Annotated in this window: 14 protein-coding genes; all 14 read right to left on the bottom strand. The window is 38.8% G+C overall.

Features of this window, described 5'->3' with window-relative positions; translation table 11 throughout:
- Window positions 1–7: 7 nt before the first annotated feature.
- Entirely contained in the window at window positions 8–1,354 is a 1,347-nt protein-coding gene (locus H7U22_RS12990) for a PKD domain-containing protein (protein ID WP_187071782.1), read from the bottom strand.
- A gap of 100 nt (window positions 1,355–1,454) precedes the next feature.
- A complete protein-coding gene (locus H7U22_RS12985) occupies window positions 1,455–1,862 on the bottom strand; it encodes a hypothetical protein (RefSeq protein WP_187071781.1) in 408 nt (135 codons plus the stop codon).
- A 27-nt stretch (window positions 1,863–1,889) separates the two neighbouring features.
- Window positions 1,890–3,065: a type IX secretion system outer membrane channel protein PorV gene (porV, locus tag H7U22_RS12980; protein WP_187071780.1), complete on the bottom strand. Its 1,176-nt coding sequence runs from the start codon at window positions 3,063–3,065 to the stop codon at window positions 1,890–1,892.
- 205 nt (window positions 3,066–3,270) lie between these two features.
- On the bottom strand, window positions 3,271–3,570 hold the full coding sequence (locus H7U22_RS23485; protein ID WP_187071811.1) for an IS1 family transposase: 300 nt from the start codon (window positions 3,568–3,570) through the stop codon (window positions 3,271–3,273).
- 295 nt (window positions 3,571–3,865) lie between these two features.
- Window positions 3,866–4,546, bottom strand: coding sequence for a hypothetical protein (locus H7U22_RS12970; RefSeq protein WP_187071779.1), 681 nt, complete (start codon window positions 4,544–4,546; stop codon window positions 3,866–3,868).
- Window positions 4,547–4,548: 2 nt separating this feature from the next.
- The gene (locus H7U22_RS23295; protein WP_262890364.1) at window positions 4,549–4,680 is read right to left on the bottom strand and encodes a hypothetical protein; all 132 of its coding nucleotides are present in this window, start codon (window positions 4,678–4,680) and stop codon (window positions 4,549–4,551) included.
- Window positions 4,658–5,332 carry a hypothetical protein gene (locus H7U22_RS12965; protein WP_187071778.1) on the bottom strand — a complete coding sequence of 225 codons (675 nt, stop codon included), beginning with the start codon at window positions 5,330–5,332 and terminating at the stop codon, window positions 4,658–4,660. Before H7U22_RS12965 ends, H7U22_RS23295 begins: the two co-directional genes overlap by 23 nt.
- A 76-nt stretch (window positions 5,333–5,408) precedes the next feature.
- Window positions 5,409–6,086: a hypothetical protein gene (locus tag H7U22_RS12960; protein WP_187071777.1), complete on the bottom strand. Its 678-nt coding sequence runs from the start codon at window positions 6,084–6,086 to the stop codon at window positions 5,409–5,411.
- The gene (locus H7U22_RS12955; RefSeq protein ID WP_187071776.1) at window positions 6,086–6,940 is read right to left on the bottom strand and encodes a hypothetical protein; all 855 of its coding nucleotides are present in this window, start codon (window positions 6,938–6,940) and stop codon (window positions 6,086–6,088) included. The genes H7U22_RS12960 and H7U22_RS12955 overlap by 1 nt, the downstream gene beginning before the upstream one ends.
- Window positions 6,941–7,305: 365 nt before the next feature.
- Window positions 7,306–7,989: a hypothetical protein gene (locus H7U22_RS12950; protein ID WP_187071775.1), complete on the bottom strand. Its 684-nt coding sequence runs from the start codon at window positions 7,987–7,989 to the stop codon at window positions 7,306–7,308.
- 5 nt (window positions 7,990–7,994) lie between these two features.
- Window positions 7,995–8,609: a hypothetical protein gene (locus tag H7U22_RS12945; protein WP_187071774.1), complete on the bottom strand. Its 615-nt coding sequence runs from the start codon at window positions 8,607–8,609 to the stop codon at window positions 7,995–7,997.
- A gap of 401 nt (window positions 8,610–9,010) precedes the next feature.
- Window positions 9,011–9,739: a hypothetical protein gene (locus H7U22_RS12940; protein ID WP_187071773.1), complete on the bottom strand. Its 729-nt coding sequence runs from the start codon at window positions 9,737–9,739 to the stop codon at window positions 9,011–9,013.
- Between the two features lie 2 nt (window positions 9,740–9,741).
- Complete coding sequence (locus tag H7U22_RS12935; RefSeq protein WP_187071813.1) at window positions 9,742–15,930, bottom strand: fibronectin type III domain-containing protein; 6,189 nt, start codon at window positions 15,928–15,930, stop codon at window positions 9,742–9,744.
- Between the two features lie 40 nt (window positions 15,931–15,970).
- Window positions 15,971–19,141: a T9SS type A sorting domain-containing protein gene (locus H7U22_RS12930; protein WP_187071772.1), complete on the bottom strand. Its 3,171-nt coding sequence runs from the start codon at window positions 19,139–19,141 to the stop codon at window positions 15,971–15,973.
- Window positions 19,142–19,146 lie beyond the last annotated feature (5 nt).

Below are 19,146 nucleotides of genomic sequence, written 5' to 3'. Positions count from 1 at the left end.
GTATGGATTAGGGCGTTTTTTGGATTTTTACATCCACTATAATATAGGATTGACTTCCGTTGGCCACAAACTGTTTAACTTTTATGGCACCCTTTCTGCCATCGGCAGTTTTATAGAGCACAATGCGTGGAACTGTAGTGTTTGTAAACTGCTTTCTTCCGTTTGCGCTGGAAACAATGGCATAGTTCTGAAAATCGGCACCGGTGCCCAGATTTTCGAAATCGGCAATGCTCATCATGCTTCCGCAGCCACAAAGCTCCTGCGAGCTGATTACGTTATTGTGCATGGCCTGTGGTATTGCCTTAAAGGTGTATTCAGCGGCAGAGTCGGGCGAAAGAAACTTGTTGTAGGAAAAATTCTGGTTCAGCCCGAAATATACCACATCGATATATTTTCCAGCTGTATCCAGATCATCGGTCGCTTTGAATGTTTTCCGCAATTGGGTAGAAAAAAAACTTCCAACCGTGCCGTGTGCGGTGTTGATGCCCAGTTTTATATTGGTAAAGCTGCGCAGATTTTTGTTGGGCAGTACCTTAATTGTCTGGCTTGAAGTCTTATCGTCCTTGCCATTGGATGCCTTTAAGGTAATGGTGTAAGTTCCCGGCTGATCGAAATGGATGGTGGGTGTTTTTGCCACTGTATTGCTTATGGTGCCTCCTGTTGATGACCAGACCCAAGTCTGGCCACTGATGGTCGTATTCTGTAAGGTGGCTGTTAGTGGCGCTTCGTAATCTTCATCCTCAAAGGATGGATCTATGGCAAAGGTTGGCTGCAGACTGGCCGATACGTGGATCTTTTTGGTTTTGGAAAAGCTTTCCCGCCCATTGCTTACCGTAAGGCTGATGTTGTGGTAACCGGTATCAACAAAATTTACAATGGCCGGCTGTTGCTCTGTAGAAGCTGATGGACTGCCGCCCTCGAATGTCCAGCTGTAGCTTTTTGCGCCAATGGTTTTATTGGTAATCTTCACCTGTACGGGCGAAAATTCGTTGGTCTGGATCACAGGATCAAAATCTATGTTGACTGCACTGTCCAGATTTAATGTAACTTCTTTAACACTTTCGTTATCACTGTTCCATGCCCTGAGTTTTATTTTATGGCTGCCTGCCTGATCGAACTGAACCACGCCCGGATCTTTTTTGTTCGAGGCTGAGGGTATTCCCCCTTCAAAGGTCCATTCATAATTATCTGCTCCGGTGCTGTTGTTTACAAAGCCTACTTTTACAGGCACGGTAAAATTGCTGTTCTGTATAGCGTAACTGAAATCTGCTTTGGATGTTGTGATCTGCTCTTTTTTACACCCTGCGAATAAGAACAGGGAAGCCAAGAACATCTGGTAATGGTTTGTTTTCATGGTATTCTTTAATATTATACCGGTATATACCGGCTATCTTCTTCTTTCTAAAAAGAAAGATTATCGGGGATATGCAAAATATATCCCCGATGGCAATTTGTTACTTGTATAAGTTTACAATGTCTTCGGTATAGCCACCAGTGCTGAAAACCTGTTTTGAATGGAGTACCAGTACGTTATCGGTTAGCTGGTCAATGGTGTAAATTTCACCATCAATATTAACCTGGCTATCGTTTACAATGGTATAAGGTGAAACCTCTTCTGCACTGCTTCCCTGTTTGGAATAAACCTTCCCATCAGTACGGAAATCAACATAATCACCCGCGGCGCCTTTTTCCGTAAAGGTTGCTTTTGGTGCTGGTGGCACATCTTCGATGTTTACCGAAGAGGTAATGCTCCATTTTGCCTGAATTTTCTCTGACGTGGTTTTTTCCACGCTGTCTTTTTTACAGCTTACCAAGCCCAATACTGTTACAAGAGTGATAAGTGTAATTCTGATCTTTTTCATTTTTTTTTGTTTTTAAATTGTGTATAATTATTGATTAGTTTTTCTTTTGTTCCTGCTAAAATTTATGCCTAGTGTAAATCTGAGGGTATTGGCCAAAGGGCTTTGCCGCTGGCTGGCCGCCAGATAGGCAAAATCGATATTGAACAAGTTGTATCTAAAACCTGCACCTAGCGTAAGGTATCGACTGCCCCCTTTTTCTGCGCTTTGGTAATGATAACCTGCCCGAAGTGCAAACAGGTTTTGATAGCTGTATTCAAGCCCTGTTCCCAAACTCACTTCTTTAAGTTCTTCTGTAAAGCCGCCGGTAGCATCTATAAACGAGCCAATAATACCTGCCGGCACCGAGCGATTGGGGTCGCTGCCTTTTATTATGTTTCCATCGGTATCATAAACGGGCTGTGTAGGAGCCATTAGCTTGTTAAAATCCAGCGCCATGATAAAGCTGTTCCCATTCTTAAAATCCAAGCTTAAGGCAGTGCCCAGTTTAAAATTGGCCGGTAAAAAATAGAGATTCCCGCCTTTACTGCTATAGCCCATTTTTGTACCGATGTTGGACAGGTTAAGACCGAATGCCCACACTGCGGTTGCGTTAAGTGCAGTTTTGTACAGAGCCGAAACATCTGCAGCAAGGGCATTGCCTGCCTGTGCCTTGATACCCGATGAGAACTGGCCACTGTACAGATTTGAGCTGATGTACCGGACGGAACCGCCCAGCGAAAAATCGGGGCCAAAACTGCGGGCGTAGCTGATATCAAAGGCCAGCTCGCTTGGGTTAAAGGTGCTCAGTTCCTGAAAATTGGCATCTGTAAACTGGATATTGCCCAAAGAGAAGTACCTTAATGATGCGGCAACGGTATTCCGATCATCCAAATGGTAATAACCGGACAGATAGGCAAGGTTCATATCGGGCACCAGCTTGCGCAACCACGGGCTGTATGAAACTGTTACTCCAGATTGCTCTTGCAGATATACTAGTTTTGCTGCGTTTATACTGGTATTGCCCATGCCTCCGGGAACGGCCACGCCTGCATCACCCATTGCCCCGGTGCGTGCATCGGGCGTTATTTGCAAAAATGGCACGGCGGTAACAATATTGCTCTTCCTACTTCCATCGGTTTGTACACCCGAAATATTTTGGGCACAGAGGGGCAACACCGCTAAAAGCAGTGCCTTTGTTAATAATCCTTTTTTTATGTTATTCATTAATCCCAGTTAAATCTGCAGGGCACCTACCCTGCCTAACCATTAGCTTAGGGATGTTTGCTAATGGTATTATTATCTCTATTGCCTTTGGGATGTGCAATACTTTGTTTTTTGACCAAATCTATAGGGAATGTTCAGTCGTTTTTACAATCAGGGATGATTGTTTTGTTGTTGTTAGAAATTTGCGTAAGCGTTTATCAAATAATTACATGATGAGCTTACTCAAGTTCCAAAAATATATTTTTAAAATCGCATTAAAAATGAAAAGGTTGCGACTGAAACATATCGTTTTTCTTGCTAAACGTTTCAGATGTGTTCTCATATTTAAATACATTCTTTCAATATGGTTTGTACCATACTGGTCAGAGTTATGGGTGCGTTTTTCAATTAGACCTTTATATTGCTTTAGTTTATCAGTAAATATTTCTTTAGCATTAGCAAGCCTTAAGGTATTCAAAACCACATTGATGGTTTTATTGGTTCTACTACCTATGTAAAAACTGATTACCCCCGCTGGCGCACGCGTGTCGCGTGTGCATTTGTTATATTATTTCAAAGAACTCTCCCGTTTTATTGTTCAGGAAACTTAGTTTTTTTCAAAATCCACACATCTGGAACACGAGGTGTAAAATCAATTATTTTAAACCGTTTTAAAGGGCTATAATTTTTAGTTAGATATATTTTATTGTTATTCTCTCTTTCAAAACAAAAATCAAGCATTTCAACAATCATTGATTATCAATTAGTTTAACATATTAAAATCAAAATCCACAGATTTGATACACTACCATCATTTATTTTTACACATTATAAATCGGTTCAACAGTTTTCAATCGCTCTTTTAATCTTTCATAATATGGAAGCCATTCATCTAATTCATATTGTTTGTCGTAATAAATTGTATCTACCCAGCTCCTTTTAAAACCAAAATTTGGGTCGTTGCATAGTTTTGAAATTATAAGGCCTCTAAAAAACCAAATGGGACTACCAGCTATTATAAACTCTTTCCACATTTCTCCCTCGGCTTCAAGCCTGTCCATTTCCTTTAATACATTTGGCAGGTAAGAATAGTGTTCCATAAATGCCTTTCCTTCGCCCTCCATATATTCTATTATCAGATATGCCCATTGCTCAAAACCAGCCAATGTTTTCAAATTCAGTTCCGAAAATTTTTGGTTGTATGTATCGGAAAAGTCTTTACTTACAGTACCAAAGCTATATTCAGTTGTCTCTAAACTGTAATCATAATTCGGTTTGCCAACTTCTTTAATAATATTTTCTACTTCTCTAAAATGAATCCTTACAGGAAAACTTTCATGTAAATTTGATCTCGTTACAAAACGAAAAAACAGTAAATAAATCAATCCATTATCCTTTATAAACTCATCAGTAATACCTTTTGGATGCTGAAATCCATTCTTTTTTAAGTAAGGGGTTAAAATCCCAAACAATGCTTTTTTCTTCTCTTTTAAGTCAATCATAACTACAAATCCTTTATCTTTTTAATATCCTGCGCAGTAATGTTTTCTACACTGCTTGTTCCCCCATCGTTTATTTTCAAGGCCTTATCTATTGGAACAGTTATTTTAGCATCAAATATTATAAATTGGCTCAACTGATTTTAGCTTCTGTTTTAGGTTTTCATAATAGGGAAGCCATTCCGATAGTTGCGGAATATTATAAAAAACTTCATCTCTACTAGCTACCTTTTTATCATAATCAAGATCGTTGCACAATTTTGAAATTATCAACCCTCTAAAATCATAATCAGCTAGGCCTATAATTATCTCATTCCAATATTTACCCTCAGCTTCAAGCCGGTCCATTTCCTTTAATACGTTTGGCAGGTAGGAGTAGTGTTCCATAAATGCCTTTCCTTCGCCCTCCATATAGTCTATTATCAAATGTGCCCACTGTTCAAAACCGTTTATCGTTTTCAAATCGAGCTCCGAAAACTTTTGATTGTATGTATCGGAAAATTCTTTACTGATACTGCCAAAAAGATATTCTCTTGGTTCCAAACTATAATCGTAATTGGGTTCGCCAACTTCCTTAATAATATTCTCTACCTCCCTAAAATGAATTCTTAATGGGGAAATTTCATGTAAATCTGTTCGGGTATAAAATCTAAAAAATAATAAATAAATTAATTTACTATCCTTTACAAACCCTTGGGGAATTCCTTGTGTATATACAAATCCTTTAGCTTTGAAATAAGGATTTAAAATCTCAAAAAATGCCTGTTTTCTTCCTTTTAAACTAACCATAACTATAAGTCTTTTATCTTTTTAATATCCTGCGCAGTAATGTTTTCTACACTGCTTGTACCACCGTCATTTATTTCTACACATTATAAATCGGTTCAACTATTTTCAATCGCTCTTTAAGTTTTTCATAGTACGGAATCCATTCTGATAGTTGGGGTATCTTATAAAAAACATCATCCCTACTTGCTACCTTTATATCATAACCAGTATCGTTGCACAATTTTGAAATAATCAATCCCCTAAAATCATAATCCGCTAGACCTATAATTACTTCATTCCAATATTTTCCTTCAGCTTCCAGCCTGTCCATTTCTTTTAGCACGTTTGGCAGGTAAGAATAGTGTTCCATAAAAGCCTTTCCTTCGCCCTCCATATATTCTATTATCAAATGTGCCCATTGCTCAAAACCAGCAACTGTTTGCAAATTGAGCTCCGAAAACTTTTGGTTGTATGTATCGGAAAAATCTCTACTTACAGTACCAAAGCTATATTCAGTTGTCTCTAAACTGTAATCATAATTCGGTTTGCCGACTTCCTTAACAATATTTTCTACTTCTCTAAAATGAATCCTTAATGGCGAACCATAGTGGAAATCAGTTTTAGTCTTAAAGTCAAAACCCATTATAAAAATCAATCTGTCATCCTTAACTAATCTTTCGGGAATACCTTTTATATGCTCAAATCCCTTTGTTTTAAAATAGGGCATTAATATGCCAAACAATGCCTGCTTTTTTTCTTTCAAACTGTCCATCATTATAGATCTTTTATTTTTCGCACATCATTAGCTGTAATATTTTCTACACTGCTTGTGCCACCATCGTTTATTTTTAATACTTTATCTTTATGGGCATTTAATGAGGTTCCTTTATCTAGCTTTAATTTATCATTATCAAATTTCAGTTTAAACTCTACTTTAGAGCCATCAGAAGCATTTTTCACTTCTGTAAATTTTAATTTCTGTGCATCGGTAAAGGCAGTTGTAGCAGAAAGTTTGTTTTCTATTACAATTACGTCCTCAATAAATCTTCCTGAAGCATCGTATTTTACCAAAACAACATCGGCTTTCATAAATCCACCTGGTGTTTTAGCCGTTACTGGCACTTCAAAGGCTACTTCTTCAAATACCTTATATCTGCTTAACTCCACTACATCCATACCGAGTTTATCCGCAATTAAATTAAATATTTTTCCTTTACTTTGGATAGAGATTACTATGTTCTTACTCAGTTCACGCCCAGTTTTTGTTACAGTTTTAAAGAAATTGGATTTTCCCCATTTAGCCCAGTTGCCCAAGCCTTCCTCTCCTAGATCAAAAGCATATCCTGGATCATCTTTTAAAATCTTCCAAATATCTATATCTTCCGCATTTCCAAGCAAACTTCTTATTTCTGCACCATTTGAAGCAGAAGCCAAATCTGTTTCAAGCTTAGCAAAATACCCTGTTTCCAGATTATTTAATTTTGCAAATAAGCCTGCGTCTACAATTTCATCTAAGCTATTAATCCATGATTTTAAGTTCGCAAATTGTTTAACGCTTGCAAGTAAATTTATCTTGGTAGTAGAAAGTATATTGTTAACATAATAATTTCCATCACTTGCCAAAACCACATCCCTCGCTGGCGCACGCGTGTCGCGTATTTATTTGATATATTATTTCAAAGAACTTTCCCGTTTTATAGCTCAGGAAACTTAGTTTTTTTTCAAAATCCACACATCTGAAACACGAGGTGTGATCTCATTTCATTTAAGCCGTTTTAAAGGGCTATAATTTTTTGTTTGATATATTTTATTGTTAATTTCTCTTTCAGATCAAATATTGATAATTCAATAATTATTGATTATCAATCAGTTAAATATTTTAAAATCAAAATCCACACATCTGATACACTACCGCTCAATTTGTTTTCCAATAAAATTAAATCAACAACTTTTCCATCAGTATCGTATTTTACCAATACAATCTTTAGATGTTCTTAAACCTCATTAACCCTTAAATATTCAATAACTTTTTTACAATTCTCTAAATCTTCGGTATATCCAGTTTTAAGCATCTCATTATTTTGCGTCTCTTCACTATTCAGAATTGTTTCGTAACGAGATATGCTCTCTCTACACCTATCTTCAAACTGTGGCTCATTGCACATTTTAGAAAAGATTAAAATCTTAATGTACTTATCAGGACCTGGGAAATAGCTGGTTTTTTTCTCTAGGGTATCTAAACTATCCCAAAGCTGTAAAACATTTTCTGGCTTACTATATTTCTCGAAAGCAGGCAGGTATAAATCGACAAAGTAACGCTTAAAGTTTTCACAAAGTGATACAATTTGTTCTTCCTGAGTTATAGTGTCTTGAACCAAATCAAATACTCCTTTTATTTCTTCAGTATTAATACTTATAGTTTCATTTTCGGCCTCATAAACACCAAGCTTGGTGATTTCAAACATTATTTTTTCAACTTCGTTAAATCTGATACTTGGATATGAAAATGCAATCTCACCTCCTGTATGCTGAGATAAAAAATGATACTTTATAATATTATCTTCTCTCTTTACTATCCCGTATGCACCTACAATAGGAGAAATTTTGAATCCAAATGATTTTAAAAATTCATTTAACAATTCATTTATCCATTTTCTTATTTGTACTTTGCCTATCATTTTTATTATTTAAAATTTAATTGATTTACATCAAAATTACCTTCTTTATTTCCTTCATCACTAATTTTAAAAGTTTTATCTTTTGCAAAATTTAGTTTAATACCCGAGTTCAAAGTTTTAACATTTTGAGCATCTATAAATAGCTGGCTATTTTCGTTAAACGCTCGACTTCTTGAACCAGCCTTAACCTCCAAACTACCTCCATTGCCAATAATGGTAAAGCCTTGGTTTTGTCGTATGGTGTTGGCCGTGCTACCACTTAGTTTGTTTTCCAATAAAATAAGGTCGGCAATCCTTCCACCTGCATCATATTTTACCAATACAATATCCGCTATCATATATTCGGTTTTTTCTGCATTTACCCAAAGCTGTACCTCACGGAACAGATGATAATCGGCCATGTTAATGCCCAGTTTTTGGGCTATAACACCGTTTGCCGAGAGTAAATCTTTAGCGGCACGTTTGCCATAATATATGCCTTCGGCCGTTTTAAGTTTAAAGTTATTAATATCTTCCGATCGATCTACCCATTTTTTAACTTTTGTTAATAGGTTATCGCCATTTGGTACTATCTCGGCAATGGCTTCTACTTCATCGGCAGCTAATTTATGCTTAAACATGGCCTTAACCGTTGGCAGGTTTTCGCCTTGGTTAATATAAGCGATGAAATGGTTATCGCAATCGTTTAAGAAATTAGAAAGCGTTGGGCTTTTAACCTCATCAGTTAAGGTTAATACCCCCCGATGGCGCAGGCGTGTCGTGTGTGTATTTAAATTATTATTTCAAAGAACCAACCCCCATTTTACAGTACTGGAAAAACTTATTTTTATAAAATCCACACATCTGGAACATGTAGTAATATTTGCATTCATTTTAATCTTTTTAAGGCTTTCAATTTTTCATAATTATAGTTTTTATAGTTTATTTTATATTATTTCGAAAACAAGACACATTAAATTTTCTGACCATCAGATATTTAGATTTTAAAAAATCAAAATCCACACATTTGAAACATTACCCGTCAACTTGGTAAATTCAAATATTTTTCATCCCACTCATATATTGGTGGGGTTTGATCAAGTTCTTTCACAATTCTTTTCATGTTTTTAAATTGACGTATTGAAATTCCATCTTCTGGATTATCCGAGCAAAATTCTTCCCAGGCATTTATTGTTTTATTTATATATTCTTTGCTACCAGGATGATTACATAAGTGCCAAATAACCATCTTTCTTTCAGTAGCATAACCTGCAAAAAAATCGTTAAGCCTAATGCCATCCTCATTTTCTAAAAAAGGCAAAAAACAGCGAATATCTTTCCAGTAATCAAAAAATGGGGTTGAATATTCCTCTATAAATTTCACAATCAGTAACTGGGCTCGTTGTATCGCATCGTCAGTATCTAAAACTATGGGCAAGTGTTCGTAAATACCTTTACCCTGCTCTTGATGAAAAATAAGACCATGATTTCTAGTTTTAAGAGTAACCCCATCTCTCATATCTCTACTTTTTTTAAATTTTTGTTCTAAAATATCTTCTATCGGATAAAAAGTTATAAACGACTGTATCCAATTAGGAGAAAACGTACCTTTCATGACCTGACCTAATCCAATAGACAGTAATCTATTATCTTCATGTCTATCAAAACGAATAAACCCTTCGTAATCTGTAAATAGCGAAAATCCTTTAGGCAAAACTTCTTTTAAAGGATTTATAATTCTTCCATCATTCCACCATTCTTGTTCTATCATAATTAAAATATTTTTTTGGTTTGAATAATACTTAAACCATCGCCATTACTTATTGATTTATAAACATCAGCCCTATATATACGAACTTTACTAGTCGTTACCAAAGGAGAATTTGGAGGTAATTTATCATTGACAGTTCTTACTTCAAATTCAACAAAATCATTTGGAGCACTTTTATTTTTTAAAGCCTCTATAATCTCTGTTGTTTGGTTTTTTGTCCACGCTGCTGCATCTGTGAGTTTACTATCATGATAAATAAGTTTATAAATTGGTATATTATTATTTGGCCCAGTATAAGCCACAGGTGTTAAATCTACTATGCCATCATCCAAAACTACATGTTTTCCATTTACTGCTTTTAAATCTAATTGCTTATGTACTACCTTACCTGCATTGCCTCCCCATGCATTACACGGTGGGTTTGAGTTTGAGGCAATTTTAACAGAATTTGCATCGCCAAATGCATTTGCCTTTTTAAACTTAGATAGATTTCCTTGTATTAGCAAACTTCTATCGTACCATTTAATGGCCTTTTCTCTTACAGCTATATCGGTTATCTCCCTTATTTCATCATTAATAACCGATGCTCTTTCGGCCGAAACATCTATACCGTTTTTATATTCTAAAAAGCTTTTAACGTAATCTATATTTTCGCCTTCATTAATAAAGCTTCTAAATGCAACATCATCACAATCATCCAAAAATTTGGTTAAAGTTGATGCCTGCTTGGTGTCACTAAATAATGCTACCATTTCCTGTACCTTAGCTTGTAGCTTATCAAATTTTTCCAAATAAGAAACATCTAGCTTAACAACCTTACTACCAGCTTTTTCCAATAACAGCCATTCGTTAAGTAAGGCAGGTTTATTGGTAAGTGCACTTAATAAAGTATTTGAACTTCTTAAATCGCTGTTTAATACTGTTATATACTTGGCATCATCACCTGTTAACTTAGCAATTAGGTTATCAATATTCTGATTGTTTTCTACCACATTAGCCGCATAATAATTTCCATCGCTCGCCAAAACCACATCAAAAGTTATCGGCTCTGCGTACCCAATGCATTTAACGGCCTTAATGGTTTCTAAAACCCTGGTACTGGTTAAATTTGCCGGTAGCCTGTTCAGGTTGGAGAGCACCATTCCGCTTACGTTTGCCGCATTTTCAGCAAGCTCAAAATCTGCAATGGCGCTACTGGTGTTCCGTAGGGTGGCTTTAACGCCTACCAAAAACTTTCTGCCCTGTATGGTCATAAAAATTTCATCGGCCCTCGTACAGTGTTCTGCCAGTTCGGTTTCTATGGCTATTTTGCGCAATAGGTTGCCAAATACATCGCGCTGGGCATCGATTATTATTTTTACGCTGCCATTGCTGTTTTTTACAAGTTTGTATACGTTGTAAAATAAATCGGCAGTGCCCCGTAAATTTTTACCTGCGGTTCTTAAACCGTCCATCGTTTTAACCCAGTTGCTCGGGTTAAACACAATTTGGCCAAGTCTTACACCTCCATAAACCCCGTACAGCTGATCCCATCCATCTAAAAAGGCTATTGCGGTACTGTTGCTGGCATAGGTACTTCTCAGTTTATCTGATGATAGCTGGACAACAATATCGGTAGCCGCCATGCCGGCATCTACGATTACCACAATCTCGGGATTAACCGTTGCTACCGCTGCAACTACTGCCACGGCATCGGCACCAATGCGTACCAGTGTCCAGTTGGTGGTATTTTCCTGTTTGTTGATTAACCAGTCGAGCCAGATTAAAGGAACAACGGTACTGTCTCCCTTTTCTATCTTTTTCCCGTCCATCATTTTGAACTGGAAATTGGAAGTAAATACCACCTTAACCAAATCGAAAGGCGCCCCTTTATACGAATCGGATACGGATTCGTTAGAAAAGGTGTTGCTGATGTCGAATATCTTTACCGAAATATCATTACCGTCCTGAGCGGACATTACCTTACAGATCGGCACAACCACTGCATCGATTACGTTTTCTTTGCACAGGTATATATATTTATCCGAACTGGCTGTAATGCTTTTATTTAGACTGTTGATTTCGCCTTTTTTAAGGTTGATAATCAGGTTGCTTATGATCCCTGCCAACCTATCTTTATCGGACTGGAAATATTGATCATTATATAATGACCAGTACAGGCTATAATTATTGGCCGCTAGCGAATCTAAAAGTTTCGGCGCATCTTCGTAATTAATATAGTCCATAAGATCGCTTACAAACACTTCCTTGCTGTTGGATGTGGTCCACTGGGTGTGTTTGCGTATAATCTGCATCCTGATGTTAATCGGAAGCGTTGTAAGCAGGCATTCGCGGCCTACCTTATCATTTATTGCCAGCAGATCTACAACATCATCTATATCTTTATCCTCTAGCGAATTAATGGTGGCGCTGTTGTTTTTTAAGGTAAAGAACATTTTTTCCAGCAGGTTATGAAGCTCAGGAAGATATTTTGGTGTGCTCATTACCGCTGTAATATCGGCAACCTTAAAAAATGGAATTTTTACATTTACACCGGTATTGCCACTGTTACTATTTAAACCGCTTATAATTTTTTGGTTATATGATGAGTTAAGCGAATTTGCCGTGCTCTGGCCTGCTAGCCCCATACAATCATTAAGCTGTGGCATATTTTTTAGAAAATAGGCCATTCTTAACAGGTATAGTGCAGATATTCCCTGTACATCCTGATTACCAAACTGATTGATAAACAAGAGTTCTTTTAAATTTAAGGGCTGAATGTTGGATGCAATATTTAATGCTTCGCCCTCTATAAAATTGGCCGCATAAAATAGTGATACCTGAGTGCCTGCAGCAGAATTTTGCGCAGGGATATCGGCAAAAACAAACTTATTTTTATCGGCCCCATAAATTTTGAATACCGGGTATGACTTATCGATACCCAAAAACCCTAAAACAATTTTATTGTTAAGCTGCTTTTTGCTTTCCGTATCTAGGTAACTATCCTTGCATTCGGAAGAACTGGTTCCAAATGTGGTACAATAACCCGCTATTTTAACAGAAGTGCCCGTGCTGTTTACTATTCTCGCGGCCGTAAATTTTCTACCATCTTTTAAGGTAAACGACTGTAGGGCACCTATTGGCAGGTAGGAATTTTGGTTAAACTTATCCTGATACCACTGATCTTCGAAACTTGAAAAACTTAGCTCTACTATTTCTTCCTTAATCGTAATAGGCTGTCCGCTTGGCGATAAAAATGTAAGTTTTCCATCCTGTCCGTATTTTTTATAAATCTCTTTAAGGTTAGAAACCACTATATCCTGAGCATCTGCATCTTTTTCAAACAGGCCAACAACAACACCTGGCGCATGTACGATATCCCATTGAAATTTGGTCAGTTTTTCTCCATTGGGATAATCCATCAAGTTGGAAGCCATCTCGCCCTTTACAAAGCCAAAACCATCAAAAGTATGTTTTAGGCTAAACAGGCCATGCCCAATTTCGTGTGCTGCAACACTGCCATCGGCACCATTAAACAGGTATCCAAACTGCTTGTTGCGTGGCATATCGCCTTTAAGGCTGCTGGTACTATCGGATGTGCCGAGTACAAAAAGGGTTGCTATATCTTTTGCCAATGCTGGATTTGCTGCTTTATAGGCATTGTTCAATGCCTTCATTTCTGCGGTTTGGGTAGAAAGCAGCCCACTGCCCGAAACGGCCAGCTTTCCATCATTATTTAAATCCCAGCTCTTATCGGCAAAATCAGCGGCTTTGCTTACCGTAAAACTTACCCCAATTGGATTATAAATCCTGTTCAGTTTTGTAGCAATTTCGTTTTCGTTGGCTGTTGCACCATTAACCGGAACCAGATTGATTTTATAGTTTTCAGCTTTGTACGAGGCTAACAGCAGCTTGCCCAATGACAGGTATTTGCCATTGCCCTGTGGGTATACGGCATAAATTTCCTGAGCATCGTTTGCTGGACCGCCTACAGTGGTAATTTCGTAATCATTGCCAGTTAAGTGGTTTTTTGACAGTTTGGCTCCCTTGCCTGTTATAAACTGTACACTATCTGCTTTAAGTTGGTTATCCTTTAACAAAATGGTTGCTTTAACCACATCGGTTTTGCCCGGTATTATAGCTTTGGCATTTACATAGTACCCGTTCAGGTTTTCATATTCTTTACCAAATAGGCTGCTTTTACCGTAAAGTTCCTTGTAGGCATCGAATGCGTAAACCTGCTTTTCGGGATAATCTATAAAATTTACAACACCTTTATCAGCAGCCAGCGTATTTAACTGGGCAGGTGTCATATTTAGTGGTACATTTTCTGATATTTTGGTTACCTTACCTTTTTCATCTACCTTATAAATATTGCCTTCACTATCTTTAATGGTGGTTGGCAGTTTATCTGCATTAATGGTTTCTGTTTTACCGTTGGGGCCGTTTACTTTTATAACTGCCTGGGTTGTTCCACTACCTCCTGCAGGTACAGTATTGCCATCTGCATCTTTTAATTCAACCTTTATATCGTCTATACTTCTTATCGGAAAATCTACGTTGTGATCGGCAGCATCTGCCCCTGTACGTACTATGCCTGTTCCATTACCACCCTCAATTATATCATCAATGTCACCAATCTGTCCTTCCTTAACATCGTACGTAGTTTCTACTACGCCATTGTACAGCTGCCTGTCGCTATTTATGCCAATACCGGTAAAACTTACCTTAACATTCATCTGTCCAAGCATTGGGATGGTTACATAACCCTTGCCCGTTACACTGCTCCCGTTGCCCCCGCTTATTATTTCGGTTATCTTTACCGGGAACTTGCCTGCCGTAAACAGATCGCCAATGCCCAATGTAGTGATGGGCGTTCGGTTGGCTATGGCGATTTCCGGGGCAATCATACCGCAATTGGTTGTGGTGGTATCGCCCACGTTGCCGCTCATTACCAGCGTAAGCAGGTCGGAATAAGTTGCCCCGTCCAGGTCGCCTGTAAAGCCTGTGCTACAGCTGCTGCCCACCCGGTACTCATAAGTCAGTCCCGGTTTAAGGTCGTACAGCATAATTCTTGGGTTTATGGTACTGTAGCTATACCACTGGCTACTGCTCTGGCTGCGTTCGCGATATTGTAGCGTGTAACCGCCCTCGGGCACTCCGCCTGCGGCATCGGGGCTCCAGGTTATGGTTGCCCTGCCTCCGGTTATACTGGCATTTATACCAACAGGCGGCCTACAGTTGCTCTGGTAGGTAAACCAGTAGATTTCGCTGTAACCGTTGTTCCTGTAGCTATCGGTCGGGTCGCCAGCTGGCGAAGTGCTTACCGCCCTTACCCGCCATGCATAGCGCTTGCCGGGAATAAGCTGTGGTTCTGATGGCCCCAATAGCAGGGTTGTGGTTTTTACCGTGGTTTGGTATAATGGCTGTACGGTGCCAAATGCGGCCTCGGGCGCTATGCCCGTATCCCAGAGTTCGGCAAGTGTAAATTCGTATTCGGTATTGAACGCACTGTTGGGGCTGCCCAGGCTACGCGGTGTCCACTGAAAAACAATGTTCTGTACTTCTCTGCTTGCAATGCTTTCGCCCTTACGCGGCAGATTTAACAACGGTGGGTCACTTAAGCTGATCCAGGCCATGCTGCAGCTTTTTCGGCTTACCACTTTGCCCGTTGTAACCTCTACCGCCTCGAAACAGAACTGGTAAAATCCTTCGGGCAGTTTGCCGTTCTGTATATATTGAGCTCTGGTTATTCCCTGAAAGTTCAGGTTGTCGGCATTGAAATAGGGTGCTAGGTCGCTCAGGGCAATGCGTGTGGGAACACCTGCATCTAAATTTATGGTTGGGTAATATACTCCGTCCCTGCTCTGCAGTTTGGCATTCTGTCCTTCAATATACATCCGCAAACGCACACTCAGTACGGGTTTTTGCAAATCGGTATTGGTAAGTACTACGGCAAGCCTCTCAGACGCACCATTGTAGTAACTGCTTGTTTGCAGCGTATATGGCGGAATAAGCACCGGCATTACCTGCACCGGATAGGTTTGAGCCTTTAAACAGAATGCAATGAGCATAAGGCAAAAAAGCAAAAATGGTTTAGTTAATTTTTCCGAAAAATACGCTGATATACTTTTTATCATTTCCTGTATCAATACTTTATTGTTTCCTTTTGCACTGTTCCTTCTTCTATTTTCTAATCCTTTAAAATCCATGATATTAAATCAACAGATGGGTTGTCTTACTCCTTAACCCCTACTGGATCAAAACCTTATACACCATGTTCTCTTTCGAGGTTTCAAGCACCATTACATAAACTCCGGTAGACAGTGTTAAATGATAAGGCAAATTATAACTGCTGCTTCCGTTTTCTTCACGAGTATCTATCACCTGTCCGGTTATGGTGTTCAATAACCTGAGTTTTATTTTAGATATATCCTGAAGCTCTATTTTAGCATAAAAATTGCCGTTGTTAGGATTCGGGGCAATAGAAAAAGATTTTATGAAAGGATCTTTCACGGTACCCGGATCGTTGAAGGATGTGCTTTCTATTACGCTGATCTGTTTGGTAAATATTTTTGTACACTCGCCAACCGTCGCTTTTAGGGATACAGTATAAATTCCTGTTTCCGCAAAGCGCAGAACCAGCTCATCACTGGTTTTGGAAATAACCGCAACGGTATTAGGCACAATCCATTCTGCGGTTTGTGGCGCTGGGTTAGTGATGTTAATTAATTTAACATTTTCTCCTTTAAATGCCTGCGTGGATACTACAAATTCGGAAGCGATTACCGCTGTACTTTTTTTGATTTCCAATGTATCGCGGCCGATACAACCTTTACTGCTGGTTGCCTCAATCCAATATGTGCCCGCATTTGCCAAGGTTATTTTTGCCGTATTTCCCATAAAGCCATTGGTACTCGTCCATTTATAGGTAGCATTTGCATCGCCTATGGCAGCATCAACAGTATGTGTTTGATCTACGCATAGGGTTACATCCGGGCCTGCATCAACTTTTATCGCCTCGGGGTTTACAATATTATATATTACAGATTTTGTACAGCCCTGTGCGTCGCTTATCTGGAGTGTATAGGTACCTGCACAAATGTTATTGATGTTCTGTGTAGTGGCACCATTGCTCCAATGAAACTGGTAAGGCTTGGTTCCCCCATTTATGTTGTAGTTTATTGAAGCATCACAACTGCCATAACATGTAGGCTGTTTTATAGTTTCGCTGGCTAAAACCATAGGGTTTGGAGCGCTTACTTCAATTTGCGACTGGATCTCGCATCCATGCGAATCCTTTACAAAGGCAATATATTTGCCCTGCGTAAGCTGGCTTATAGTGGTTGTAGTATCGCCATTGCTCCATTCAATATGGTATGGCAAAGTTCCGCCTGTTACAATGGCTTTTGCCGTTCCATTGCTGTTACCATCGCAGTTTACTGGTGTTGCAGAAAGACTTATTGCCAGCGGCACAGGTTCGGACAGCATAAACGCAACTGATTCTTTTGTAATGCCATTGGCATCGGTTATCTTAACTTTATAATTTCCGATGCTTAATCCGGTTATAATACTGTCTGGCTGGTTTATGGCTGTCCATACGTTATTGATTTCTTTTGACCAATCGTATATATATTTTGATCCCGATATTTCTATGCCCCCACTTGCTTTCGCATAAAGCTGCCCATCTGCATCGCCCTTACAGGATATATATTTGAACTGCTCAACAACTACTTTTAAGGGTTCTGGCTGTTTTACTGTAAAAGTATCTATAACGATGCAACTGGACGCATTAGCCGCCTGTGCCAGTGCATAATTTGCATCTGTGATTTTTAAGATATATCTGCCATTGCCAACATTATTCAGTGTGGTTTTAAATGGGTTATTGGTGTTGGTAAAAGTGGTCAGGTTATTTCCATTTATGTCCGTCCATTCGATATTGTAATTACCTGCACTAGAGGTACCACCTACGATAATAGCTTGGATGGAACCATTTGTAAAACCAAAAGCCGTAGGGTTGGTTATCTGTTTATAATCAATGTGCAAAGCTTCTACAGGCTGTACAATCGTGGTGGAAAGGATCACCTCATTGCCGGATTCATCCTTTGTAAAACAACCCCTCTGGTCAATCACCCTTATTTTGTAGGTACCTGTATCCAAAGCGGTTATAATATGTTGAACAGCTGCCGAAAATGCTGTTTCTGCATAAGTGGCATCCTGTGCTTTTTTATATAAAACCTTATAGCCACCGTTGCCTCCACTTGCATTTATCGTAATGGTTCCATCTTTGCCGCTGTTGCAGTAAACATCCCTTTTGGAAATGTTAAAACCTACGGCTGTCGGTCCGGTAAAACCTGTTCGCCCGGTGTGGCTGGATGCCTCGGTATAGGTTGCAATACTACTATTGGGAAATTTTCCGATAACCGAAATTTTAAACTGCCCCGGTGCCAGTGAATCAGGCCAAGTAACTGTATTGCCGGTCTCCAGTTCGGTTAAATTGTACCTGCCCAGATAGTTGATGTGGTTGAGCGTGTCTTCCAATAGCACATTCAGTGTTTCTCCTGTTACCAATGCCCTATCGAACTGTATTTTTAAACTACCGTTGCTTTCACCAAAACAAACATTCGGTATCTGTGTAACCGAAGTAATGTGTGGGGAGGAAAGTCGGGGTGTTACAGTTAGTATAGGTGTGTAAAGATTATTACAATACTTAATTCTAAAGAATACATTTGAATTTCCATAGAGTGTGTCAAAATTGGCGCCCAATAAATCTTTCCCCGATAATTCGATTGTTTCTTTTCCGCTTGTATTCAGTGCAGTGGGCATGTCTTCCCAGCTACCTGAAATACCTACGCGATATTGCCAGTTATAAACAAAGGATTGAAATCCAGAAGTTGCGTTTAAGGTTATTTTATCATCATTGGGGAAAATTGCACCGTTAGCTGGACTTATAATATCTACCACTGGGTTAACATCCAAAGTAATTCTGGTTGTCCACCATACGGCAAAGTTGTCATCTCCCGGAGTAGCTTCCTCATCAAAATAATTGTGACAATAGCCTATGCCAAAAATTCTATCTGCATTTTGATGTGAGCCATTCCCCCCACACCCACCAACTAGTCTTCTCCATTGTCTTGAGGTTCTGGTTCTGAGTGCATAAGGTATTTTGTTCGCTGGAAAAACAATACTTGCCTCGTAATGTGTATATGGCCCTTCAGGAATGTCATTCAAATCTATGTAAGGTATGATAGCCTCTTCCGAGCCATCTGTAAATTTGATGTATATTTCGATCTTATTATCACAACCGTCACCATAGTTGCCTCCCGAAGGCCTTACATCTAGTTTGATACTGGCTTTATAATCCTGAGAAAAAGCTGTGAAACATCCGAACATCAATAACAGTACTATATATATCTTTCTCATAAGTT

The organism is Pedobacter fastidiosus (assembly GCF_014306625.1).
GTDB classification, from domain to species: domain Bacteria; phylum Bacteroidota; class Bacteroidia; order Sphingobacteriales; family Sphingobacteriaceae; genus Pedobacter; species Pedobacter fastidiosus.
The sequence above is the reverse complement of the archived record's forward strand: the minus strand, read 5'-3'. Positions and strand labels throughout refer to the sequence as shown.